At 61.6% G+C, this 21,627-nt stretch carries 21 protein-coding genes; 7 read left to right on the forward strand and 14 right to left on the reverse strand.

The features are described from left to right. Positions 1-38: 38 nt before the first annotated feature. The 7 genes from EI983_RS17995 to EI983_RS18025 form a co-directional block, all read right to left on the reverse strand. Complete coding sequence (locus tag EI983_RS17995; protein WP_157708720.1) at positions 39-1,262, reverse strand: ABC transporter permease; 1,224 nt, start codon at positions 1,260-1,262, stop codon at positions 39-41. 5 nt (positions 1,263-1,267) lie between these two features. Beyond that, positions 1,268-2,539: an ABC transporter permease gene (locus EI983_RS18000; RefSeq protein ID WP_157708721.1), complete on the reverse strand. Its 1,272-nt coding sequence runs from the start codon at positions 2,537-2,539 to the stop codon at positions 1,268-1,270. 98 nt (positions 2,540-2,637) lie between these two features. Beyond that, positions 2,638-3,729, reverse strand: coding sequence for an extracellular solute-binding protein (locus tag EI983_RS18005; protein ID WP_157708722.1), 1,092 nt, complete (start codon positions 3,727-3,729; stop codon positions 2,638-2,640). 116 nt (positions 3,730-3,845) lie between these two features. Then, a complete protein-coding gene (locus EI983_RS18010) occupies positions 3,846-4,946 on the reverse strand; it encodes an ABC transporter ATP-binding protein (RefSeq protein ID WP_157708723.1) in 1,101 nt (366 codons plus the stop codon). 179 nt (positions 4,947-5,125) lie between these two features. Next, positions 5,126-6,496, reverse strand: a complete 1,371-nt coding sequence (locus EI983_RS18015; RefSeq protein ID WP_157708724.1) for an aspartate aminotransferase family protein — start codon at positions 6,494-6,496, stop codon at positions 5,126-5,128. A 108-nt stretch (positions 6,497-6,604) separates the two neighbouring features. Continuing rightward, a complete protein-coding gene (locus EI983_RS18020) occupies positions 6,605-7,078 on the reverse strand; it encodes an Lrp/AsnC family transcriptional regulator (RefSeq protein ID WP_157708725.1) in 474 nt (157 codons plus the stop codon). 3 nt (positions 7,079-7,081) lie between these two features. Beyond that, a complete protein-coding gene (locus EI983_RS18025; RefSeq protein WP_157708726.1) occupies positions 7,082-7,843 on the reverse strand; it encodes a carbon-nitrogen hydrolase family protein in 762 nt (253 codons plus the stop codon). A gap of 147 nt (positions 7,844-7,990) precedes the next feature. Between EI983_RS18025 and EI983_RS18030 the strand changes: the two genes are divergently transcribed. Continuing rightward, on the forward strand, positions 7,991-9,175 hold the full coding sequence (locus EI983_RS18030; protein WP_157708727.1) for a M24 family metallopeptidase: 1,185 nt from the start codon (positions 7,991-7,993) through the stop codon (positions 9,173-9,175). A 188-nt stretch (positions 9,176-9,363) separates the two neighbouring features. On the opposite strand, the gene EI983_RS18035 is transcribed toward EI983_RS18030, so the two are convergent. Both EI983_RS18035 and EI983_RS18040 read right to left on the reverse strand, forming a co-directional pair. Beyond that, entirely contained in the window at positions 9,364-10,761 is a 1,398-nt protein-coding gene (locus EI983_RS18035; RefSeq protein WP_157708728.1) for an aspartate aminotransferase family protein, read from the reverse strand. Between the two features lie 104 nt (positions 10,762-10,865). Further along, positions 10,866-11,546 (reverse strand): GntR family transcriptional regulator, encoded by a 681-nt coding sequence (locus tag EI983_RS18040; RefSeq protein ID WP_157708729.1) that lies wholly within the window; start codon positions 11,544-11,546, stop codon positions 10,866-10,868. 149 nt (positions 11,547-11,695) lie between these two features. On the opposite strand from EI983_RS18040, the gene EI983_RS18045 reads away from it, so the two are divergent. From EI983_RS18045 to EI983_RS18065, 5 genes are all read left to right on the forward strand, one after another. After that, positions 11,696-12,781, forward strand: coding sequence for a polyamine ABC transporter substrate-binding protein (locus EI983_RS18045; protein WP_157708730.1), 1,086 nt, complete (start codon positions 11,696-11,698; stop codon positions 12,779-12,781). Positions 12,782-12,868: 87 nt separating this feature from the next. Continuing rightward, positions 12,869-13,993: an ABC transporter ATP-binding protein gene (locus tag EI983_RS18050; protein WP_157708731.1), complete on the forward strand. Its 1,125-nt coding sequence runs from the start codon at positions 12,869-12,871 to the stop codon at positions 13,991-13,993. A gap of 3 nt (positions 13,994-13,996) precedes the next feature. Beyond that, the gene (locus tag EI983_RS18055; RefSeq protein ID WP_157708732.1) at positions 13,997-14,887 is read left to right on the forward strand and encodes an ABC transporter permease subunit; all 891 of its coding nucleotides are present in this window, start codon (positions 13,997-13,999) and stop codon (positions 14,885-14,887) included. Between the two features lie 79 nt (positions 14,888-14,966). Continuing rightward, positions 14,967-15,782 (forward strand): ABC transporter permease, encoded by an 816-nt coding sequence (locus EI983_RS18060; RefSeq protein WP_157708733.1) that lies wholly within the window; start codon positions 14,967-14,969, stop codon positions 15,780-15,782. Beyond that, the gene (locus EI983_RS18065; RefSeq protein ID WP_157708734.1) at positions 15,779-17,104 is read left to right on the forward strand and encodes an NAD(P)/FAD-dependent oxidoreductase; all 1,326 of its coding nucleotides are present in this window, start codon (positions 15,779-15,781) and stop codon (positions 17,102-17,104) included. Before EI983_RS18060 ends, EI983_RS18065 begins: the two co-directional genes overlap by 4 nt. A 32-nt stretch (positions 17,105-17,136) precedes the next feature. Here the strand turns inward: EI983_RS18065 and EI983_RS18070 are convergent, their stop codons facing one another. The 5 genes from EI983_RS18070 to msrB all read right to left on the reverse strand — a co-directional run bounded on the left by EI983_RS18070 (position 17,137) and on the right by msrB (position 20,943). Continuing rightward, positions 17,137-18,003 (reverse strand): DMT family transporter, encoded by an 867-nt coding sequence (locus EI983_RS18070; protein ID WP_157709150.1) that lies wholly within the window; start codon positions 18,001-18,003, stop codon positions 17,137-17,139. 95 nt (positions 18,004-18,098) lie between these two features. Further along, positions 18,099-18,686, reverse strand: a complete 588-nt coding sequence (tmpB, locus tag EI983_RS18075) for a (R)-1-hydroxy-2-trimethylaminoethylphosphonate oxygenase (RefSeq protein ID WP_157708735.1) — start codon at positions 18,684-18,686, stop codon at positions 18,099-18,101. Between the two features lie 4 nt (positions 18,687-18,690). Then, a complete protein-coding gene (gene tmpA / locus EI983_RS18080; RefSeq protein ID WP_157708736.1) occupies positions 18,691-19,818 on the reverse strand; it encodes a 2-trimethylaminoethylphosphonate dioxygenase in 1,128 nt (375 codons plus the stop codon). A 172-nt stretch (positions 19,819-19,990) separates the two neighbouring features. Further along, entirely contained in the window at positions 19,991-20,497 is a 507-nt protein-coding gene (msrA, locus tag EI983_RS18085) for a peptide-methionine (S)-S-oxide reductase MsrA (RefSeq protein ID WP_157708737.1), read from the reverse strand. Beyond that, positions 20,494-20,943, reverse strand: a complete 450-nt coding sequence (gene msrB, locus EI983_RS18090; protein ID WP_157708738.1) for a peptide-methionine (R)-S-oxide reductase MsrB — start codon at positions 20,941-20,943, stop codon at positions 20,494-20,496. The genes msrA and msrB overlap by 4 nt, the downstream gene beginning before the upstream one ends. A 143-nt stretch (positions 20,944-21,086) precedes the next feature. Between msrB and EI983_RS18095 the strand changes: the two genes are divergently transcribed. Further along, the gene (locus tag EI983_RS18095) at positions 21,087-21,605 is read left to right on the forward strand and encodes a glutathione peroxidase (RefSeq protein WP_246162227.1); all 519 of its coding nucleotides are present in this window, start codon (positions 21,087-21,089) and stop codon (positions 21,603-21,605) included. Positions 21,606-21,627 lie beyond the last annotated feature (22 nt).

The following is a 21,627-nucleotide window of genomic DNA, read 5'->3' on the forward strand; positions in this document are numbered from 1 at the left end:
ATTGCGGCCCGGCCAACTGATATCTCTGATCTCCCGGCTTATCCGGGCGACATTCCCCGCAGCCGTTCTGACCGGCGACGCAGCAGCTCGACCGTGGTCAGCAGCAGGATCGACATCACCACGAGGATCGTGGCAACCGCCAGAATGGTGGGTGAAATCTGCTCGCGCAGCCCGGTGAACATCTGCCACGGCAGCGTCTTCTGCGACGCGGAGCCGACAAATAGCACCACGACCACCTCGTCAAACGACGTGATGAACGCAAACAAGCCCCCCGAGATCACCCCCGGCAGGATCAGCGGCATCTGCACCCGGAAGAAGGTGGTCACGGGGTCCGCCCCCATATTCGCCGCCGCCCGCGTCAGGGACCGGTCAAAGCCCACCAGCGTGGCCGTCACAGTGATAATCACAAACGGAATGCCCAGCACCGCATGCGCCAGGATCACCTTGATATAGCCCACAAGGTTCTTGCCCAGGCCCACCGAGTTTTCCAGGAAATTCCCGATATCCGAGTAGAAGAAGAACATGCCCGTGGCCGAGATGATCAGCGGCACGATCATGGGCGAGATCAGCACCGCCATGATCGCGCGGCGCCCCGGCACATGGCTCTGACTGAGGCCAATGGCCGCCAGCGTGCCCAGGCTCACCGAGATGATCGTCGCAATGGGCGCGATGATCAGCGAGTTCTTGAAGCTGCGCTGCCATTCATTGTTGGTGAAGAAGTCGCGGTAATGCTTGAGGCTGTAACCCTCGGGATCGAACCGCAACATCTCGGGCGTGAAGGTAAAGAAGTCCTGCGCGTTGAAGCTGAGCGGCAGAACCACCAGGATCGGCGTGATCAGGAAGGTAAAGATCGCGCCACAGATTACGCGGAACGAATAATGCCAGAGCACCTGACCGGGTGTCAGATACGGCACCAGCTTGGCGCGATACCGGCCCTCGCCGATCCAGTAGATGAACCAGCTGAAGAACCAGCCGGAAAGCAGACCCAGCACCAGCCCAGGCAGCCCGCCAAAGGTCGCGCCCAGCACGCCAAACAGCGCGATGATCGCCCAGCGGGCCAGCTTTTCCTGCTCGGCGCTCAGCACCTGCATGCACAGGAACCCGAGCCCCACCAGAAGCGCCGCTCCGATCAGCAGCCCCAGAAGGCTGGCACCCTGCGCCGTCCCGACGAAGAACCCGGCGATGCCCCCCGCCGCCGCCAGCACCGGCAGGGTGAAGGACAGGGGTTTTTTCTCGACATGTGTCAGTTTGAAGGTTGCCATATGCCCTACCCCAGCTTCACGTTGTCGATGCCGACAATCTTGTCATAGGCCCAATAAAGGATGAGAACCGCCGCCAGCAGGATCGTCCCAAGCGCGGCCGCCAGCCCCCAGTTGAGCGAGGATGAGATGTGATAGGCGATCCGGTTCGAGATAAAGACACCCTTTGTGCCGCCCACGATCTCGGGTGTGATGTAATACCCGATGGCCAGGATGAAGACGAGGATCGACCCCGCGCCGATCCCCGGCACCGATTGCGGGAAATAGACCCGCCAGAAGGCCGTCCAGTTGGTTGCGCCCAAGGACTTGGCGGCGCGCAGGTAACTCGGCGGTATGGTCTGCATCACCGAATACATCGGCAGGATCATGAAAGGCAGCAGGATATGCGTCATCGCCACGATCGTGCCGAACTGGTTGTTGATCATCACCAGCCGGTTCTCGTCCGCCACCATGCCGAGCCAGACCAGCACATCGTTGATCACGCCCTGCTGTTGCAGCATCACCTTCCAGGCGCTCGTTCGGACAAGAAGGGATGTCCAGAATGGTAAGAGTACCAGAATCATAAGCACGTTCGCGGTGCGCATCGGCAAGTTGGCAAGGATCCACGCAATCGGATAGCCCAGCAGGATGCACGACCCGGTGATGATCAGCGACATGATCAGCGTGCGCACGAAAAGTTTTACGAGGATCTGCTTGTCCTCGGGCTGTGACTGAATGCCTTCGGGCGTGCGCCGCATATCCACGGCGTTCAGGAAATACCCGTTGGTAATGGTCACCGAATGGGTCTTGATCGTGCGCCAGGTCTGAAGCTCGCCCCAGTCCTTGTCGATCTCGATAAGCTTGTCCTTGAAGGGCGCATCCGCAACCGGGTCGAGCTTTTTCATCTTCCGGCCCGATTTGCGGAAGAGCGACGACATGCCGGTTTGTTCATAGTTGAGCCGCGTGCCAAGCCGCGTATGTTCCTTGGCCTCGATGGCCGCCACCATATCGGTGACAAAGGCGGTAAAGACAGGCTCATCGGGCAACTCACCACTATCAGCGTCCCAGTCCTGAAGCGCCTCGACCGTCAGCGGCAATGTATCGGCAACGATATTGTTCTCGACCGAGCGGAACAGCATCGACGCAATCGGCACGATGAAGGAAATCAGCACGAAGATCAGCAGCGGTGCAATCAGCATCAACGCGCGCATCTTCTGGTTTCGCAAGGAACGCGCGAGGCTTTGCTTCAGCGGCGTACCATCGGCGGCCAGCATCGGGCCGGATTGAGCTGCGTCACTCATGATGTCCCCATCGGTTTGTTTTTGGTGGGAAGGGGCCATAACAGCCCCTTCCGGAAATCAGAGGTAGGGTGCGTGATGTCACGCACCCCTTGATCGGCTTATTGCGCCAGCCACGCCTGGAATTTGGCGTCGATGTCGTCGCGGTAGTCGGCCCAGAACTCGTAGTTATAGAGGAAGGTCCGCTTCGCGTTTTCCGGATCGGTCGGCATATGCGGCGCCATGTCGATGCCCAGATCGGCATGCTGACCAACCAGCGGCGCCGAAGAGGCACGGGCCGGACCGTACGAGATGTACTTGGCCTGATCCGCCAGACGCTGGGTATCGGTGGCAAAGTAGATGTAGTCCAGCGCGCGCTGGGTACGCTCTTCGCTCAGGCCGGTCGGGATGATCCAGCCGTCAAGGTCGAACACCTGCGCGTCCCACAGCATGGCGACGGGCTGTTTCTGCTCTTCGATCACGCTGAACAGACGGCCGTTATAGGTCGAGCCCATAACAACTTCGCCATCGGCCAGAAGCTGCGGCGTGTCCGCACCGGCGTTCCACCAGATCACGTCACCCTTGATGGTGTCGAGCTTGGCCAGCGCCTGGTTTTGGCCTTCTTCGGTGGCCAGAACGTCATAGACATCCTCGAACGCCACGCCGTCACAGATCAGAGCCCATTCCATGTTATTGATCGGGCGCTTCTCAAGGCTGCGCTTGCCGGGATAGGTCTCGGTGTCGAACACGGCGCAGACATCGGTCGGCGGCGTGTCGCCCACCATGTCGGTGCGATAGCCGAAGGTGGTCGAGTACACGATCTGCGGAATGAAGCAGTCGGAAACCAGCAGGTCACCGAAATCTTCCGACGCAGGGGTGCCATCGGGCGCCGGGGCCAGCTGCGTATCCGCGTCGATTTCCATCGCCAGGCCTTCGTCGCACAGACGGATGGCGTCGGCGGCCACCACGTCAACCACATCCCAGGTGATGTTGCCGGCTTCGTTCATGGCGCGCAGTTTGGCCACGGCTTCGGCCGAGCTGTCATCGTTGATGATGGTCACACCGGTCTTTTCCGAATACGGATCATGATAGGCCAGCTTTTGCGACTTCGAATAGGCACCACCCCATGACACGATGGTCATTTCCTGGGCAGCCACCGCACCTGCGGCAACGGTCAGCGCCGTTGTGGCAAGCAGTGTTTTGGTGAGTTTCATTTCTCATCTCCCTAAGTTTACCCGTTACTCATAATCGGGGTCCCTGCCACGGGCTTCAGCCTCGGGACCCGCTGTTCATCGCACCTGATCAGGCAGGCGCGATATCTCGAAAATCTTTATGCATCCAGCGCCCGGCAGTCTTCCGGCTGCCAGCCGATCTCAAGCTGCGTGCCGGGTTCCAGCCGCACCTGATTGGGCGCGTTCCGGGTCTTGACGATAAACTCGTCATTGCCCGCCACCCTCAGCCGCGTCCGGAAAATGTCGCCCATATAGATGAACTCCAGCACCTCGGCCTTGACCGTGTGCGAGCCTTCCTTGAGCCGCGACTTGTCAAACTCCACGCGCTCGGGACGGATCGACACCTTGGTGCGCTCACCTGCTGCGGTGACATTGACCGGCGTACAGTCGATCAACTCGCCATCGTCAAGCTGCACAAGTGCAATACCATCCTTGATCTCTTTCACCGTGCCTTCCAGGGTGTTGTTTTCACCGATGAACTGCGCGACGAAACTGTTCTGCGGGTTCTCATACAGGACGTCGGGCGGGTCGATCTGCTGAATGCGGCCATCGTCAAACACCGCAACGCGGTCCGACATGGTCAGCGCCTCGGTCTGGTCGTGGGTCACATACACCGTCGTGATGCCCAGGCTATGCGCCAGATGGGTGATCTCGAACTGCATCTTCTCGCGCAGCTGCTTGTCGAGCGCGCCCAGCGGTTCGTCCATCAGCACCAGCTCCGGCTCGAACACCAGCGCCCGCGCCAGGGCGACCCGCTGTTGCTGACCGCCCGAAAGCTGCGCCGGGCGGCGCCCGCCAAAAGAGCCCATCTCCACCATGTCCAGCGCGCGCTTCACTTTGGCTTCGCGTTCGGATTTGCCGATCTTGCGCACTTCCAGAGGGAAGCTCAGGTTCTCGGCAATCGTCATATGCGGGAACAAGGCGTAGTTCTGGAACACCATGCCGATCCCGCGCTTATGCGGCGGGATGTTGTTGATGCTCACACCGTCGAGAAGGATCTTGCCGTGTGTGGCTGTCTCGAACCCCGCGAGCATCATCAGGCAGGTGGTCTTGCCCGAACCCGACGGGCCCAACATGGTCAGAAATTCGCCCTTCGGCATCGACAGGTTCAGGTCTTTGACGACCAGCGTTTCCCCGTCATAACTTTTCTGCACGCGCTCAAATTCAACGAATGCATCGTTGCTCAACGTATCCGGCAAATTAGACTCCCTGGTCTTTGTCGCGGGTTAGTCCCGCGTTCGCATGAGAATAAAGCGCCAAATTCAGCCGGATGCAAGCAGAGTGCGGCGTTTTCAGCTAAACTTGCGCCATTATCGGGCACATGAGCGGCAAGTGCTCTCGAATGCTCTCCAAATGGATAGGATTGATTCGTCACACCCTACCCCAACACGGCTGTTACGGCCTTGGCGGTCTTCGCAACGACCTCATCGGCCTCTTCGCGACTCAGGCAGAACGGTGGCGCAAAACCCAGGATATCCCCCTGCGGCATTGCCCGCGCGATCACCCCTTCACCGGCCAGCGCCGCAGCAATCCGCGGCCCCACCTTGTCGCCCGCATCAAAGAAGCTCCGGCTCTCCTTGTCCTTCACGAACTCCACGGCACACAGCATCCCCTCGCCGCGCACCTCGCCCACATGCGGATGCGCCTCCAGCGCCGCGCCCATCTGCGTGTTGAGATAGGCGCCCACCTCGCCCGCGTTCTGGATCAGGTTCAGCTCATCCAGCAGCTTGAGGTTGGCCACGCCTGCCGCCGCGCCTACGGGATGCGCCGAATAGGTCCAGCCATGGCCAATCGGGCCATTCTCATCGGTGCCCTGCTCCAGCACGCTCCACATCTTCTCGCTCACGATCGACCCGGACAGCGGCGCATAGGCCGAGGTCAGCCCCTTGGCGATGGTGATCAGGTCAGGCTTCAGCCCGTAATGCTCCGAGCCGAACATCGTGCCAAGGCGGCCAAACCCGGTGACCACCTCATCGGCGACGAGCAGGATATCGTGACGCTCCAGCACCTCCTGAATCGCCGCCCAGTATCCTTCCGGCGGCGGCACGATCCCGCCCGTGCCCAGCACCGGCTCACCGATGAAAGCGGCAATCGTATCCGCTCCCTCGCGTGCGATCAGCGCCTCCAGCTCGGCCACGCAATGCGCCACGAACTGCGCTTCGCTCTGCCCCAAATCGGCACGGCGGAAGTAATACGGGGCCTCGGTATGGATCACCTGGCTCAGCGGCAGATCGAATTTCTTGTGAAACAGCTCCAGCCCGGTCAGCGATCCGGTCATCAGCCCCGAGCCGTGATAGCCCCGCCAGCGGCTGATGATCTTCTTCTTCTCGGGCCGTCCGAGGATGTTGTTGTAATACCAGATCAGCTTGATGTTGGTCTCGTTCGCATCCGACCCGGAAAGACCGAAATAGACCTTGCTCATATGCCCCGGCGCGCGGTCGAGGATCATCTTGGCCAGCGTGATGGAGGCCTCGGTTCCGTGCCCGACATAGGCGTGGTAATAGGCCAGCTCCTTCGCCTGCTCGGCCATCGCCTCGGCAATGTCCTGACGGCCATAGCCCACATTCACACAATACAGCCCGGCAAAGGCATCGAGCATCCGGTTGCCGTCGCGGTCCTCGATATGACAGCCCGTGCCGCCGGTGATCACCCTTTGCGCCAGTTCACCCCGCGCGAATTCCGCCAGATGCGTGGAGGGATGAAAGAAATTATCACGGTCCCATTGCTCCAACTGGTCATTTCTCAGCATCTGCCTGCCCCTTTTCATCATCTGGTGAGTCGTCCGCGCGACCATGCCCCGAAGCGCGCAGCCTGTGGTTCTGAATTTGCACAGCTTGGCAGAAGATTCTTCTGTTCTTTATCCGATCAAAACCTCAAAGGGCGGCCCGCCGGGCCCTTTCACAGGCTTGGTCACCACATAGGTGAAATACCGCGCCAGCCCCACATCGGCATCCAGCAGCGTATCCATCAGCACCTGATAGGCATCAATATCGCGGGTGATCACCTGCATGAGATAGTCAAACCCGCCGCCCAGCGCCCAACAGGCCGTGACCTCCGGCACGCGTTCAATATGCCGCTCGAACACCCGAAAGGCCTGCGCCGTGTGGTCGGTCAGTTCCACCGTCACGAAAACGGTGATCGCGGGCCCGAGCTTTTTCAGCGCGATCCGCGCGCCGTAGCCTTCGATCAGCCCCGCGCGCTCCAGCCTCCGCACCCGTTCCCAGCAGGGGCTGGCTGACAAGCCCACCTTCGCCGCCAGATCGGCATTCGTGATCCGCCCGTCCCCGGACAGGACCTTGAGAATGGCGATATCCCGTGCATCCAGCTTCATGGACTAGAGCTTGGCACAATCCTGGAGGAAGGGCAGCCGCTTTTGCATCCGCGCCACCTCATCCAGCGCGATGTCGGCCAGGATCACGCCTTCCTCGTCGCCCATCGCCGCGATGTCCCGGCCATCCGGCCCCACGATGCGGCTGCCGCCAAAATAGCGCGCTCCGTTTTCCTCTCCGGCGTGATCGGCATAGGCCAGGTAAATCCCGTTCTCATAGGCCCGCGCGCCCACGACCCGCTCGGCCACCATGCCCCAATCCGCGCCCAGCGCCGTCGGCACCAGCAAAAGCTGTGCACCGCCCTGTGCCGCCTGTCGGCCGCTTTCGGGAAACTCAACCTCGTAACAGATCACCATCGCCACGCGCCACGCGCCCAACTCGGCAAAAGTGACCGCTTCGCCGGTCCCAAAAGCCTCCACTTCAAAACTTCCCGGCGACGGCAACCGCTTGCGATGATTGGCCAGAAGCCGCCCCTGCGCATCATACAGCACCGCCGCGTTATAGATCACATCCTCCGCCCGCTCCGGATAGCCAAAGGCAATGGCACAGCCCTGCCGTCGCGCCAGCGCCGCCACCGCCTGTCCGAACGGCCCGTCCGGCGCCTCCGCCAGCCGCTCCAGATCGGCGCCGACATTGTAACCGCTGGCAAACAGCTCCGGACACACCAGCAGATCCAGCGCCCGGCCCTCCAACTCCTGCTCAAGCCGGTCCAGCCGCTCCGCCCGGCTCCGCCCGGCCGCACGGCATTGATAGATGCCCAGTTTCATGCCCGTCCTTCTCCCGTTCGCGGCTGCCGCGCCAATCTGCGCCCTCCGCACGCTTCGCGATGTCCCAAATGCGACGTGACACGCCGGATTTGAGGAGGCGCCGCGCCTACAAACACCTTTTGATAGGTCAAAACACCGGAGCACTCCATGAGCACCAAAGACCTGCCCTTCTCACAGGGAGAATTCGACCGGCGCATCGCCAAGACCCGCGCGGCCATGGCCGAAGCGGGGCTCGATTGCATTTTCGTCACCGACCCGTCCAACCAGGCCTGGCTGACCGCCTATGACGGCTGGTCCTTCTACGTGCATCAGGGTGTGATCCTCGGGCTTGACGGCCCGCCCGTCTGGTGGGGCCGCTACATGGACATGATCGGCGGGCGGCGCACCTGCTGGATGTCCGACGATCATATCCTCGGCTATGGCGACCACTACGTACAGTCGATCGAGCGCCACCCGATGCAGGACCTTGCCGCCCACCTGCGCGATCGCGGCTTTGCCAAGGCCCGGATCGGCGTCGAGATGGAAAACTATTACTATTCGGCCAAGGCCCACGCCGTCCTGAGCGACGAGCTGCCTGACGCCACGCTTGTCGATGCCACGGCGCTGGTCAACTGGCAGCGCCTGATCAAATCGGACGAAGAAATCGCCTTCATCCGCAAGGCCGCGCGCATCTCCGAGAAGGTCATCCAGACCGCCATCGACCGCGCCGAGGTGGGTCTGCGCAAAAACGACCTCGTCGCCGATATCTATCACGCCGGGATCACCGGGGTGGATGACATCTGGGGCGACTATCCGGCCATCGCGCCACTCACCCCCTCCGGCATTGACGCCACCGCCGCGCACCTGACATGGAACGGCGATCCGATGCGCCCGAACGAGGCCACCTTCTTTGAGCTGTCCGGCGTCTATCGCCGCTATCACGCACCGCTCTGCCGCACGGTTTACCTCGGCACCCCGCCCGACGATATGCGGCGCGCCGAAGAGGCCCAGATCGAAGGCATCGACGCCGGGCTCAACGCCGCCCGCGCCGGCAACCGCACCTGCGACATCGCCCGGGCCTTCATGGACGTGCTGGCCAAACATGGCATCAAACGCGAGGGGCGCATGGGCTATCCCATCGGCCTCAGCTACCCCCCCGACTGGGGCGAGCGCACCGCCTCGATCCGGCTCGAAGACACCACCGTGCTCGAACCCGGCATGGTCTTTCACTTCATGCCCGCCCTCTGGATGGACAGCTGGGGGCTGGAGACCACCGAGACCATCCTGATCACCGAAGACGGCCCCGCTCAGGCGCTCGCCGACATGCCGCGCAAACTCTTCGTCAAGGACTAGGCACACGCCCCTCTCCCCCCTTCATTGTTCCGCAAATACTCCAGGGAGTTTGAGGGACAGCGTCCCTCATCGGGGGTTTGGGGGCCTCGCCCCCAAGAGTGAATGCGTGGCGAAAGCCACCCCATGAAAAAACGGAGGCCGCAACCAACGCTGCGACCTCCGCTCATTCGCGTTCCGGTCTGGCAGAGTCAGCTCGCCGCTTTCATCAGCCCTTCATCCGTCAGCCGCTTATGAGCCACATCGAGCGCCGTCCAGGCGCGCTCGATCAGCGTGTCCACCTCGTCCTTGGTGATCACCAGCGGCGGCGAGATCACCATCCGGTCGCCCACATGGCGCATGACCAGCCCGTTGCCAAAACAGGCCTCGCGACAGATCAGACCGGCAGTGCCCGCCTCAGCGGCGAACTTGGCGCGGCTTTCCTTATGCGGGGTCAGCGCGATGGAACCCATCAGCCCCGCGATGCGCGCCTCGCCCACCAGGGGATGATCGGTCAGCGTCTCCCATTTTTCCTTGAGGTAAGGCGCCGTTTCCGTACCGGCACGCTCGACAATCCCTTCCTCATCCAGAATGCGCAGGTTCTCCAGCGCCACGGCACAGGCCACCGGATGGCCCGAATAGGTATAGCCATGGGCAAACTCGCACTCGTCCATGACGCGCGCCACCTCATCCGAAACCACCGAGCCACCAATCGGCTGATAGCCCGAGCTCAGCCCCTTCGCGATCGTCATGATGTCGGGACGGATATCCAGTGTCTGCGACCCAAACCATTTGCCTGTCCGGCCGAACCCACAGATCACCTCATCCGCGATCAGCAGGATCTCATGCGCGTCGCAAATCCGCTGGATCTCGGGCCAATAGGTTTCCGGCGGGATGATCACCCCGCCCGCGCCCTGAATCGGCTCGGCGATGAAGGCGGCCACATTGTCTTCGCCCAGATCGTGAATCGCCTGTTCCAGCTGCCGTGCGCGCTCCAACCCAAACTCCTCCGGGCTCATATCGCCGCCTTCGGCATACCAGTGCGGCTGCTCGATATGGTGGACATCCGGGATCGGCAGACCGCCCTGCGCATGCATCGCGGACATACCGCCCAGAGACGCGCTGCCCATGGACGACCCGTGATAGGCGTTCTTGCGGCTGATGATGATCTTCTTCGACGGCTTGCCCTTCTGTTCCCAATAGGTGCGGACAAGGCGCATATTGGTGTCATTCGCCTCCGACCCGGAACTGGCGAAAAAGACATGGTTCAGATCGCCCGGGGTCAGCTCGGCAATGCGGGCCGACAGCGCGATGGCCGGCACATGGGTCGTCTGAAAGAACGTATTGTAATAGGGCAACTCCTTCATCTGGCGCGCCGCGGCTTCGGCCAGTTCCGGGCGCCCATAACCCAGGTTCACGCACCACAGCCCCGCCATTGCATCCAGAAATTCGTTGCCCTCACTATCGGTCAGCGTGCTGCCCGAGGCCCGCGTGATCACGCGCACGCCCTTCTTGGCCAGGTCGGACCCGTGGGTGAACGGATGCAGATGATGCGCCGCATCCAGTGCCTGCAATTCAGCCGTCGGCATGTGGTTTGTGATCGAAGTCATGGGGCACCCTTTCTGTCATGAGCCTGCCCGCGTCGCGCGCGCGGGCGTTGCAGGACAGAATATGATCAAATTTTTTGCTGTCAATCGAATCAGCAATCCCACGTTCAGAGCTGTAACGCGTGGCGAACCTGCTCCATTCCCTGGATCACATCTTCGCGAATGGCGCGCGCCGCGGATTCCGCATCGCGGGCATGCATCGCATCCAGCATGTCCTTGTGCTTGTCCGGCAGGTTCTGCGTTCCCAGCCGCCCGCACACCACCCGAAGCGACGGACCGAAGCGCAGCCAAAGCCCCTCCGCCAGATCGGCCAGAATAGGCGCATTGGCGATCTGGTAAATCTGGTGATGAAAGAGATAGTTCAGCTCCAGGTAATTGCGCAAATCCCCCCCCGCAATCGCCTCGTCCAGAACCCCATCGAGCCGCGTCAGCTCGGCCAGGTCATCCAACGTCGCGCGCTCTGTGGCGCGTAGGGTCAGATGCGGATCAAGCCATTGCCTTGCAAGAATAATCTCGCTGATATTTCCCGCCGTCAGCACCGGCACACTGACCCGCCGGTTGCCCTGAAACTCCAGCGCCCCCTCCGAGATCAGCCGCCGGATCGCCTCGCGCACCGGGGTCATGCCCGCGCCCAGCCGCTCGGTCAGCCCCTGGATGGTCACCGCCTGACCCGGCGCCAGATCGCCGAACAGCACCAGCTTGCGCAGCTCGCGATAAATCAGCTCATGCGCCGGCAACCGCGCCGGGGCGGTATCGGTCTGCGATGGTTGCAACGCGCTCTGCGGCATGGGGTCTCCTGTTCAGCTCAAGCCAGCCATCATTCGTCTTGCGAGTGTAACGACTGCGTGAAACCATTACCATATTGCCAGATGCGGAAAAATTTGATCAAATCCGCGCACACGGCATCAAAAAGACTGCCGACCAGTGGGAGACCAACATGAAAAAACTGATTCTGACCACCACCGCCACCCTGGCGCTGGGCGCGTTTGCCGCCACAGCCGAAGAGGTGCGCGTTTATAACTGGTCCGATTACATCGACGAAGCGCTCTTGGAGAAATTCGAGCAGGAAACCGGGCTTGAGCTGATCTATGACGTGTTTGACAGCAACGAAGTGCTGGAAACCAAGATGCTCGCCGGTGGCTCGGGCTATGACGTGGTGGTGCCCTCGGGGACCTTCCTGCAGCGCCAGATCTCGGCAGGGGCCTTTCAGAAGCTCGACCTGTCGAAACTGCCCAACCACGCGAACATGTGGGACGCCATTGAAGAGCGCACCGCCAAATACGACCCCGGCAATGAATACTCGATCAACTACATGTGGGGCACCACGGGCCTCGGCGTGAATGTCGGCAAGGTCAAGGAAGTCCTGGGCGAGGATGCCCCGATCGACAGCATGAAACTGGTGCTCGATCCTGCGAATATGGAAAAGCTTGCCTCCTGTGGCGTGCATTTCCTCGATGCTCCGACCGAGATCATCCCGATGACCCTGCAATATCTGGGTGAAGACCCCGACAGCCATGACCCCGACGTCATCGCCAAGGCCGAGGATGTGCTCGTGGCCATCGCGCCCTACGTGCAGAAGTTCCACAGTTCGGAATACATCAACGCGCTGGCCAATGGTGATATCTGCGTGGCGATCGGCTGGTCCGGTGACGTGCTTCAGGCCCGCGACCGCGCCGCCGAGGCCGACAATGGCGTCGAGATCGCCTATAACGCCTTCGCCGAAGGGTCGCTGATGTGGTTCGACCAGATGGCGATCCCGGCGGATGCCCCGAACCCCGACGGCGCGCACAAGTTCCTGAACTTCATCATGGACGCGCAGAACATGGCGGATGCCTCGAACTACGTCTACTACGCCAACGGCAACGAGGCGTCCAAGCCCCTGCTCGAAGAGGACGTGATCAACGATCCGGCGATCTATCCGACCGAGGAAACGATCAAGAACCTCTACACCACCACGCCCTATCCGGCGAAGGTGCAGCGGGTCGTCACCCGCCTCTGGACCAAGATCAAGTCGGGCACCTGATCGCCTGACCTGACAAGACTGGCCTGCGCGGGGCGCCCCTCGCGCAGGCTCACCAAACAAAAAAACACAAAATGACAGGGACATGTGATGGGCGAGAAGGTTTTTGAGCCGTGGAACGACCCGAATGAGTCACCACTCATTCAGTTCAAGAACGTCACCAAGCGCTTCGGCGACTTCACCGCCATCGACAACCAATCCTTCGATATTTACGCGAAAGAGTTCTTTGCCCTGCTCGGCCCCTCCGGCTGTGGCAAGACCACGCTGATGCGCATGCTTGCCGGGTTCGAGACACCGACCGAAGGCACGATCCTTCTGGGCGGACAGGACATCGCGCCGATCCCGCCCAACAAGCGCGCGGTGAACATGATGTTCCAGTCCTACGCGCTGTTTCCGCATCTCTCGGTCTGGGAAAATATCGCCTTCGGCCTCAAACGGGATGGCAAGCCCAAGCCCGAGATCGATGCCCGCGTCGATGAGATGCTCAAACTCACCCGGCTGGAGAAATTCGCCAAGCGCAAGCCGCACCAGATTTCCGGCGGCCAGCGACAGCGCGTCGCCCTTGCCCGCTCCCTCGCCAAGGCGCCCAAGCTTCTCCTGCTCGACGAACCGCTGGGCGCGCTCGACGCCAAGCTGCGTCAGGACACCCAGTTCGAGCTGATGGATATTCAGGAAAAGACCGGCACCACCTTTGTCATCGTCACCCACGATCAGGAAGAGGCGATGACCGTCGCCTCCCGCGTGGCCGTGATGGACCATGGCAAGATCATTCAGGCCGACACGCCGCCGCGCATCTACGAGATGCCGAACTCGGTCTATGTGGCCGACTTCATCGGCGATGTGACCATCATCACCGGCACCGCCACGCCGCAGGGCGACGGCTATGACATCACCTTCGGTGAAGGCCAGCCGACGCTGCGTGCCAAATCCGACCGCAGCTTTACCAGGGATCAGATCTGTCACCTGGCCATCCGGCCCGAAAAGGTCGCCATCAGCGCCGACAAACCCGAGGGTGCTGCCAACGCGGTGCAGGGCAAGATCCTCGATATCGCCTATCTCGGCAACCTCTCCACCTATCACGTGGAGCTTTCGAACGGTCAGATCGTCAAGGCGCAGGCCGCCAACACCCGCCGCCTTTCGGCCCGGCCCTTCACGTGGGAGGATGACGTCTGGCTCAGCTGGACCGAAACCGCCGGCGTGCTGCTGGAGAGCTGAGAGATGCGCCGCGCCACCCTCATCCTCGTCCCCTATCTCTGGCTGCTGGCACTGTTCCTGGTGCCTTTCCTGATCGTCCTCAAGATCAGCCTGAGCGACACTGAACTGGCGATCCCCCCCTATACGCCAACGCTGGATTTCAGCACCGGCTGGCAAGGGATCAAAGAATTCTTATCGGCCCTCGATTTTGAAAACTTCACCTGGCTCGCTTCTGACGACCTCTATTGGAAGGCCTATCTCTCCTCCCTCCAGATCGCCGTTATCGCCACCTTTCTGACGCTGCTGGTCGGCTACCCCATCGCCTATGGCATGGCCAACGCGCCCGAACATTGGCGGCCCACGCTGATGATGCTCGTGATCCTGCCCTTCTGGACCAGCTTCCTGATCCGGGTCTATTCCTGGATGGGCATCCTGTCGAGCGAGGGCTATCTCAACCAGCTTCTGCTGGGCATGGGCCTGATCTCGGAGCCGCTCACGATCCTTAACACGAATACCGCGGTCTATATCGGCATCGTCTACACCTACCTGCCCTTCATGATCCTGCCGATCTACTCGGCACTGGAACGGCTCGACGGCTCTTTGCTGGAGGCCGCCGAAGACCTCGGCTGCTCCCGGCTCAGCGCCTTCTGGCTGGTCACCATCCCGCTTTCCAAGAACGGCATCATCGCGGGCTGTTTTCTGGTCTTCATCCCCACCATTGGCGAGTTCGTGATCCCCTCGCTTCTGGGCGGGTCGCAAACGCTGATGATCGGCAAGGTGCTTTGGGAGGAATTCTTCAACAACCGCGACTGGCCCGTGGCCTCCGCCGTGGCGGTGATCCTGCTTCTCATCCTGATCATCCCGATCATCCTGTTCCAGCGCAACGAACAGAAAGCGCGGGAGGCAGACCAATGAGCGCAACAAGAAAATGCACATTTTCTTGCCAAATTTCTGTGCAGAAATTTGCGCCTGCGGCCAGCGGAGGTGCTGACAAATGAGACGCCTCACCTGGTTCAACACCACCTCACTCACCCTGGGCTTTGCCTTTCTCTACCTGCCCATGGTCATTCTCGTGGTCTACAGCTTCAACGAGTCGAAACTCGTCACCGTCTGGGCCGGCTTCTCGACCAAATGGTATGGCGAATTGTTTCGCAACGAGGCGTTTCTCGATGCCGCCTGGGTCACGGTCAAGGTCGCCGTCGCTTCCTCCACTCTGGCCACCATCCTTGGCACCATGGCAGCCTATGTGCTGGTCCGCGCAGGCCGCTTCAAAGGCCGCACGCTTTTCTCCGGCATGATCTACGCCCCGCTCGTGATGCCCGAGGTGATCACCGGCCTGTCACTCCTGCTGCTCTTCATCGGCATCGGGCTGGACCGGGGCGTGTTCACCATCGTTCTCGCGCATACCACCTTCTCCATGTGCTACGTCTCGGTCGTCGTCTCTTCGCGCCTTGTCAGCTTCGACCGCTCGCTGGAAGAAGCCGCGCTTGATCTTGGCTGCTCGCCCATGTCAGCCTTCCGCCTGGTCACCCTGCCGATCATCGCGCCTGCGGTCATCTCGGGCTGGCTTCTGGCCTTCACGCTCAGCCTTGATGACCTGGTGATCGCCTCCTTCACCTCCGGCCCCTCGGCCACCACCCTGCCGATCAAGATCTTCTCGGCGGTGCGCCTTGGCGTCTCCCCTGAGATCAACGCGCTCTCGACCATCATGATCTCTATCGTCGCCGTGGGGGTGATCACCGCGTCGCTGATCACCAAACGCGCGGCCCTGCGCCAACAGGCGGAGGAACGCGCGGCGGTCAAGGCATGAGCCGCATCTTCCCCGCCCATGCCTATTCCGAGGCCCCACGCGCACGCTGCTACTGGCCCTCCACAGCCAGCCCGCCCGACTTTCCCACCGCCACCGGAGAGGTCACGGCAGACATTGCCATTATCGGGGCGGGCTTTACCGGTCTGAACGCCGCGCTGCACCTGGCTGAGGCCGGGCGCGATGTGGTCGTGATCGAGGCCAAAACGCCGGGCTGGGGTGCCTCGGGGCGCAATGGCGGCTTCTGTTGCATGGGCGGGGCGGCGGCCCCGGACAAGGTCATGACCCTGCGCTATGGCGACGCCGCGCGCGCCGAGTTTCGCCGCGCCGAGAAAGAGGCGACCGACTACGTGCAGGCCCTGCTCGCCGAACGCGGGATCGACGCCGATCTGCATTCCGAAGGCGAAACCCTCATGGCACATTCCCGTGCCGCCATCGCCAATCTTGAATCCCAGGCCGAAAAGGTCGAGCGCGATCTTGGCATCACACCCACCTTCATCCCCGAGGCCGAGCTTGGCGCGCATGGCATGTCCGGCCCGTTTTATGCGGCGCTGACCACCCCCGTGGGTATTGCCCTCAACCCGATGAAATACGTGGCGGGCCTTGCGCGTGCCGCGGCGAAGGCCGGGGCGCGTATCTTCACCCACTCGCCCGTTTCGGCCATCGACCGGAGTGATGCCTTCACGCTCACAACTCCACAGGCCAGGATCCGGGCCAAGCGGCTCATCGTCGCCACCAACGGCTATTCTTCCGAGACTTTGCCGCGCTGGCTCGCGGGCCGCTACCTGCCGACGCAGTCAAACGTGATCGTCACCCGCGAACTCACGGATGACGAGATCGCCGCGCAAGGATGGTCCACCCATCAGATGTGCTATGATGAACGCTTCCTGACGCATTACTTTCGCCTGATGCCCAACAAGCGGATGCTTTTCGGCATGCGTGGCGGGCTGTTCAGCTCCCGCGCGTCGGATGCGCGGATGCACAGCACCATCCGCAGACATTTCCAGGAGACCTTCCCCGCCTGGGCAGATGTGGAAAGCCCCTATAGCTGGCACGGGCTCTTGGCCATCTCGCGCGATCTCACGCCGTTCACCGGGCCGATCCCCGGTATGCCGGGGGCCTTCACCTCGCTCTGCTATCACGGCAACGGGGTGGCCATGGGCTCTTATGCCGGTGCTCTGCTTGCCGATCTGGTGCAGGACAAACGCCCCTCCCGGCTCTATCCCGCGATCATGCAGCGGCCGCATTCGCGCTACTTGCTGGGCCGCCTCCGGCGCGCGACACTCTGGCCGATCTTCGCACTCTATGCCCTGCGCGGCGAGTAACCGTAGGGTGCGTGATGTCACGCACCTTCTGCTCACCCCTGCGGCGTCTTCAGCGCCCGCGCCTGCCCGCGCTTCAGCCCCAGCTGCCGTTCCCGCCATATGATGATGATCCCCGCCAGGATCACCAACGCCGCCCCGAAAAGCATGGTTCCCGTCGGCACCTCGTCAAACACCACATAACCGATCGCCAGCGCAAACAGCATGGACGCATAATCAAACGGCGCAACCACACTGGCATCCGCATAGCGATAGGCCGAGGTCAGGAAAATCTGCGCGGTTCCTCCGATCAGCCCCGCCAGCACCAGACAGACGATCACCCACAGATCCGGCAGGACCCAGCCGAAGGGAATCGTTAGCAGCGACAGCGAGGTTGAACTTAGCGAGAAATAGAACACGATGGCGCTCGTCTCCTCGGTCTTCACCAGCTTGCGGATATAGATCTGCGCCAGCGCCGCGCACATGGCCCCCATAAGCACCAGGATCGCGCCCAGCGCCTGGGCGGTATCCACCGCTTCCCCACTCAGCGCCGTCAACCGGGGCGACAGAACGATCAACACCCCGGCAAAACCAAGACCCACGGCGCTGATCCGGAAAACACCCACCTTCTCCCCCAGAAACATCGCCGCAAAAACCACCGTCAGCAGCGGCGCGGCATAGCCCAGTGCGGTGACCTCCGGCAGCGGCAACAGGCCAAGCCCGGCAAAGCCCAGCCCCATCGCCACCGATCCCACAAACCCGCGTAGGAAATGCCCCATCGGCGAACGGATCTTGAGCCCGGTGCGCAGATCGCCCCGCCAGATCAGCCAGCCCAGGATCACCGGAATGGCAAAGAACGACCGGAAAAACACCGCCTGTCCGGGCGGCACCTGCTCCGACGCCGCCTTGATCAGCGCGGACATGATGATGAACAGCACCACCGCGCAAATCTTGAGCGCAATACCCTTGATCGGTTGATGGCCTGTATCGGTCACGCGTTGACGGTCCTCCAAAGACCTTACTGCGCGCCTCCGCAATGCGCGTCAACAACCCGCTGCACCATCGGCGCGAAATGCGCAAAACGCGGCGTCTCCATATCCGGATGCTTGCCCGCATCATCCAGATACCGCACCGCCACGATCTTCTCCAGGTTCGGGTTCTGCTCGAACTCAGCCACTTCCTCGTCACTCATCGGCCCGCCCTGCAGGTTCAGCGAATGCACCGACGCCTCGCTCAGCCGATTGAAATACTCCGGTCGCGTCGCGCAGAGGTATCGCTTCGCCGCCACATGATAGCGCACGCAATCCGTCACCACCGAGGGAAAGAACCGCTCCAGCACCTGCGCGCCCGCTTCCTCATGATACCGGTCCTCGGTATCCTCCATCGAAAACGTCCCGAACTCCGATGTGAAATGCCCGATATCGTGCAACAACGCGGCGACGATGATCTCTTCGCTCTGCCCGTTTTGCTCGGCAATGGTCGCTCCCTGCAGCATATGCTCGGCCATGGTCACCGGCTCGCCCAGATACTCCTCGCCACCGCGCCGCTCAAAGATATCTTCGAGAAACGCAACGATATTAGCCTGTGTCAGGGTCTCATCCGTCATCCTGTCACTCCGCCGCCAAACCCAGCTCTTGCACCAATGCGGCATGGGTCGAGCGCACCCCGTCCATATCCGCGTAACACCCCTGCAGCCACCGGCTCCCTGTGCCGGAATAGCCCTTGCGCGCATGCAGCACTCGCGTGTTGTTCACGACAAAGCACTCACCCGGGGACAGTTTGAAGCTCACCTCCATCGCCGGGTCGTCGATGATCTCACCCAGCCGCCGGTAGGCTGCATAATACGCCTCCATATCCGCATACGGCACATCCGTGATCGCCGCCGCCGACCGGTTGTTGAACCGAATGCCGATCATCTCGCCATCCGGGGCAAGCTCTATCATCGGCCGGCGCGATCGCAGGCACACACCGCCCGACCCCGCATATTCAAACCGCGCACAATAGCGGCTCAGAAGGTCAAACCCCCGCGGGTTCTCTTCGCGCAACCTCTCGGCGCAGGCAAACCCGTCGACCACCATATTCTCCCCGCCCTCGGCGGAATTCTCCAGACAGTAAAGAATCTGCACCGTCGGCACCGGATCGCGGTAAGGGTTGTCGGTATGCGCCTGCAACCCCAGCCCGGTATAGGCCAGGTTCGTCGGGTTCACTTCCGTGCGCACCTCAAAAAGCCTGCCGTAATTCGTCTCGCGCACATAACCAAAAAGTGCCGCCACCTTCAGCAGCGCGCCCTCTTCCACCGGCCCGCCGGTCAGCTTGCCAAACCCGAACCGCGCCAAACCGCCCAGCCAGCCCGCCAGCGCCGCGCGATCCCTCGCCACATCGTCGAACGCCGCATTCGGGATACGCGTCATCAGCCCGGCATCCCAGGTCTCGATCCCCTCTCCGGTCCAGCCCGGCCCGCGCGTATCGACCCGATCATAGGCATGCGCCATCAGCCAGCCGGTATCATACGTCACCGTCTTACCCTCCGGCTCAAACCGCAGATGCAGCGCCGCATCATCCAGCCGTGCCTCGCTGACCACCGTGCCTTCGGGGATATCCCTCAGCGCAATCAGCCGCTGGCCGTTTCCCGGATCCCGCGTCTCTGCATCCGCTGCATTATCCCGCAACCAGATCGCGTGAAAACGGCATCCTCCCAGATCAATCGCGCGCCCTTCGTCAATGATCGCAACCTGCATGATATCCTCCCGCTCACTGCCTCCAGATTGCATGCAAAAAGGGCCGCACCACCCTCCGGTATGCGACCCTCTACTATGCCTGAAAACGACATTTCGGCATGGACGCCCGTCAGTCCCGCGCACCCATGGCTTTCATTGTTCCAAAAATACTCACTCTCCGACAGGTGTCGCCCTATTCAGCCGCCTGCCGTTTTGGAAGCACCCAGTCGGCCCGCGGGAAATGACAGGTATAGCCATTCGGAAACCGCTCCAGATAATCCTGATGCTCCGGCTCCGCTTCCCAGAAATCGCCCACCGGCTCCACCTCGGTCACCACCTTACCGGGCCACAAACCGCTGGCATTCACATCGGCAATCGTCTCCTCGGCACAGGCCTTCTGCGCCTCGTCAACGTAATAGATCGCCGAGCGATAGCTCATTCCGACATCATTGCCCTGCCGGTTCAGCGTCGTCGGATCGTGGATCTGGAAAAACACCTCCAGCAACCGCCGATAACTGATCTTCTCGGGGTCGAACATGATCTCGATCCCCTCCGCGTGGGTGCCGTGATGGCGATAGGTGGCATGGGGCACATCCCCGCCGGTATACCCCACCCGGGTCGAGATCACGCCAGGCAGCTTGCGGATCAGGTCCTGCATCCCCCAGAAGCAGCCCCCGGCCAGAACAGCGCGTTCACTCATGTCACATCCTCCACTTGGTTCAGGTAATCGCCATAGCCTTGCGCCTCCATCTCGTCGCGATGGACAAAGCGCAGGCTGGCGGAATTGATGCAATAGCGCAGGCCGCCCCGGTCCTGTGGCCCATCCGGGAACACATGGCCCAGGTGGCTGTCACCATGGGCCGAGCGCACCTCGGTTCGGATCATCCCGTGGCTGGTATCGCGCAGCTCGTTGATATGCGCAGGCTCGATCGGTTTGGTAAAGCTCGGCCAGCCGCACCCGCTCTCATACTTGTCCGATGAGGCAAAAAGCGGCTCGCCCGAGACGATATCCACGTAAATCCCCGGCTCCTTGTTGCCCAGAAGCGCCCCGGTGCCCGGCCGCTCCGTGCCACTCTCCTGTGTGACATAGTATTCCTCCGGGCTGAGGCGGGCGATGGCATCAGGGTCTTTGGTATAGCTCGGCATGTCACGACTCCTTGGCTCGGGAAAACTCTAGCATGAAATGGGGCTTCACAACGAAAATCAAAGCATTGTTACATGCCGTTGACCTTTGGGTGATCCGGGGGCGCATATCCCGCGTATCACCCCCATATGTAAAGGAGGCCCGCATGCGCGCACTCTTCGCCACCCTCTTGTCGTTTCTCGCCACACCGCTGATGGCGCTGAACCTCACCGCCCCGTTCGAAAACATCGACGGCGGCACGCTCACGCTGTCGCAATGGGCGGGTCAGCCGATCCTCGTGGTCAACACCGCCTCGCAATGCGGCTTCACCAATCAATATGCCGGGTTGCAGGCTCTCTATGACGCCTATCGCGACAAGGGGCTTGTCGTGCTTGCCGTGCCCTCGGACGATTTCAACCAGGAACTTGCCAGCAACGCCGAGGTCAAGGAATTCTGCGAGCTGCAATATGGCATCGACCTGCCCATGACCGGGATCACCCCCGTAAAGGGCGCCGGCGCGCATCCGTTCTTTGCCTCCGTGCGCCGCGAAGCCGGTTTTGAACCCGCCTGGAACTTCAACAAGATCCTGATCAGCCCCGACGGAACAATCGCCGCCACGTTCGGCTCTTCGGTCAAACCGCAATCCGCCAGGATCACCTCCCGGATCGACGCTCTTTTGAACTGATCCGTAGGGTGCGTGATTTCAC

It is taken from the genome of Roseovarius faecimaris, from assembly GCF_009762325.1.
Lineage (GTDB): Bacteria > Pseudomonadota > Alphaproteobacteria > Rhodobacterales > Rhodobacteraceae > Roseovarius > Roseovarius faecimaris.

What these genes read in the sequence shown, in the direction of transcription:
- EI983_RS17995 (WP_157708720.1), bottom strand. Translation starts at nt 1,262, where the DNA reads ATGGCAACCTTCAAACTGACACATGTCGAGAAAAAACCCCTGTCCTTC.
- EI983_RS18000 (WP_157708721.1), bottom strand. Translation starts at nt 2,539, where the DNA reads ATGAGTGACGCAGCTCAATCCGGCCCGATGCTGGCCGCCGATGGTACG.
- EI983_RS18005 (WP_157708722.1), bottom strand. Translation starts at nt 3,729, where the DNA reads ATGAAACTCACCAAAACACTGCTTGCCACAACGGCGCTGACCGTTGCC.
- EI983_RS18015 (WP_157708724.1), bottom strand. Translation starts at nt 6,496, where the DNA reads ATGCTGAGAAATGACCAGTTGGAGCAATGGGACCGTGATAATTTCTTT.
- EI983_RS18020 (WP_157708725.1), bottom strand. Translation starts at nt 7,078, where the DNA reads ATGAAGCTGGATGCACGGGATATCGCCATTCTCAAGGTCCTGTCCGGG.
- EI983_RS18025 (WP_157708726.1), bottom strand. Translation starts at nt 7,843, where the DNA reads ATGAAACTGGGCATCTATCAATGCCGTGCGGCCGGGCGGAGCCGGGCG.
- EI983_RS18030 (WP_157708727.1), top strand. Translation starts at nt 7,991, where the DNA reads ATGAGCACCAAAGACCTGCCCTTCTCACAGGGAGAATTCGACCGGCGC.
- EI983_RS18035 (WP_157708728.1), bottom strand. Translation starts at nt 10,761, where the DNA reads ATGACTTCGATCACAAACCACATGCCGACGGCTGAATTGCAGGCACTG.
- EI983_RS18040 (WP_157708729.1), bottom strand. Translation starts at nt 11,546, where the DNA reads ATGCCGCAGAGCGCGTTGCAACCATCGCAGACCGATACCGCCCCGGCG.
- EI983_RS18045 (WP_157708730.1), top strand. Translation starts at nt 11,696, where the DNA reads ATGAAAAAACTGATTCTGACCACCACCGCCACCCTGGCGCTGGGCGCG.
- EI983_RS18050 (WP_157708731.1), top strand. Translation starts at nt 12,869, where the DNA reads ATGGGCGAGAAGGTTTTTGAGCCGTGGAACGACCCGAATGAGTCACCA.
- EI983_RS18055 (WP_157708732.1), top strand. Translation starts at nt 13,997, where the DNA reads ATGCGCCGCGCCACCCTCATCCTCGTCCCCTATCTCTGGCTGCTGGCA.
- EI983_RS18060 (WP_157708733.1), top strand. Translation starts at nt 14,967, where the DNA reads ATGAGACGCCTCACCTGGTTCAACACCACCTCACTCACCCTGGGCTTT.
- EI983_RS18065 (WP_157708734.1), top strand. Translation starts at nt 15,779, where the DNA reads ATGAGCCGCATCTTCCCCGCCCATGCCTATTCCGAGGCCCCACGCGCA.
- EI983_RS18070 (WP_157709150.1), bottom strand. Translation starts at nt 18,003, where the DNA reads ATGTCCGCGCTGATCAAGGCGGCGTCGGAGCAGGTGCCGCCCGGACAG.
- tmpB (WP_157708735.1), bottom strand. Translation starts at nt 18,686, where the DNA reads ATGACGGATGAGACCCTGACACAGGCTAATATCGTTGCGTTTCTCGAA.
- tmpA (WP_157708736.1), bottom strand. Translation starts at nt 19,818, where the DNA reads ATGCAGGTTGCGATCATTGACGAAGGGCGCGCGATTGATCTGGGAGGA.
- msrA (WP_157708737.1), bottom strand. Translation starts at nt 20,497, where the DNA reads ATGAGTGAACGCGCTGTTCTGGCCGGGGGCTGCTTCTGGGGGATGCAG.
- msrB (WP_157708738.1), bottom strand. Translation starts at nt 20,943, where the DNA reads ATGCCGAGCTATACCAAAGACCCTGATGCCATCGCCCGCCTCAGCCCG.
- EI983_RS18095 (WP_246162227.1), top strand. Translation starts at nt 21,087, where the DNA reads ATGCGCGCACTCTTCGCCACCCTCTTGTCGTTTCTCGCCACACCGCTG.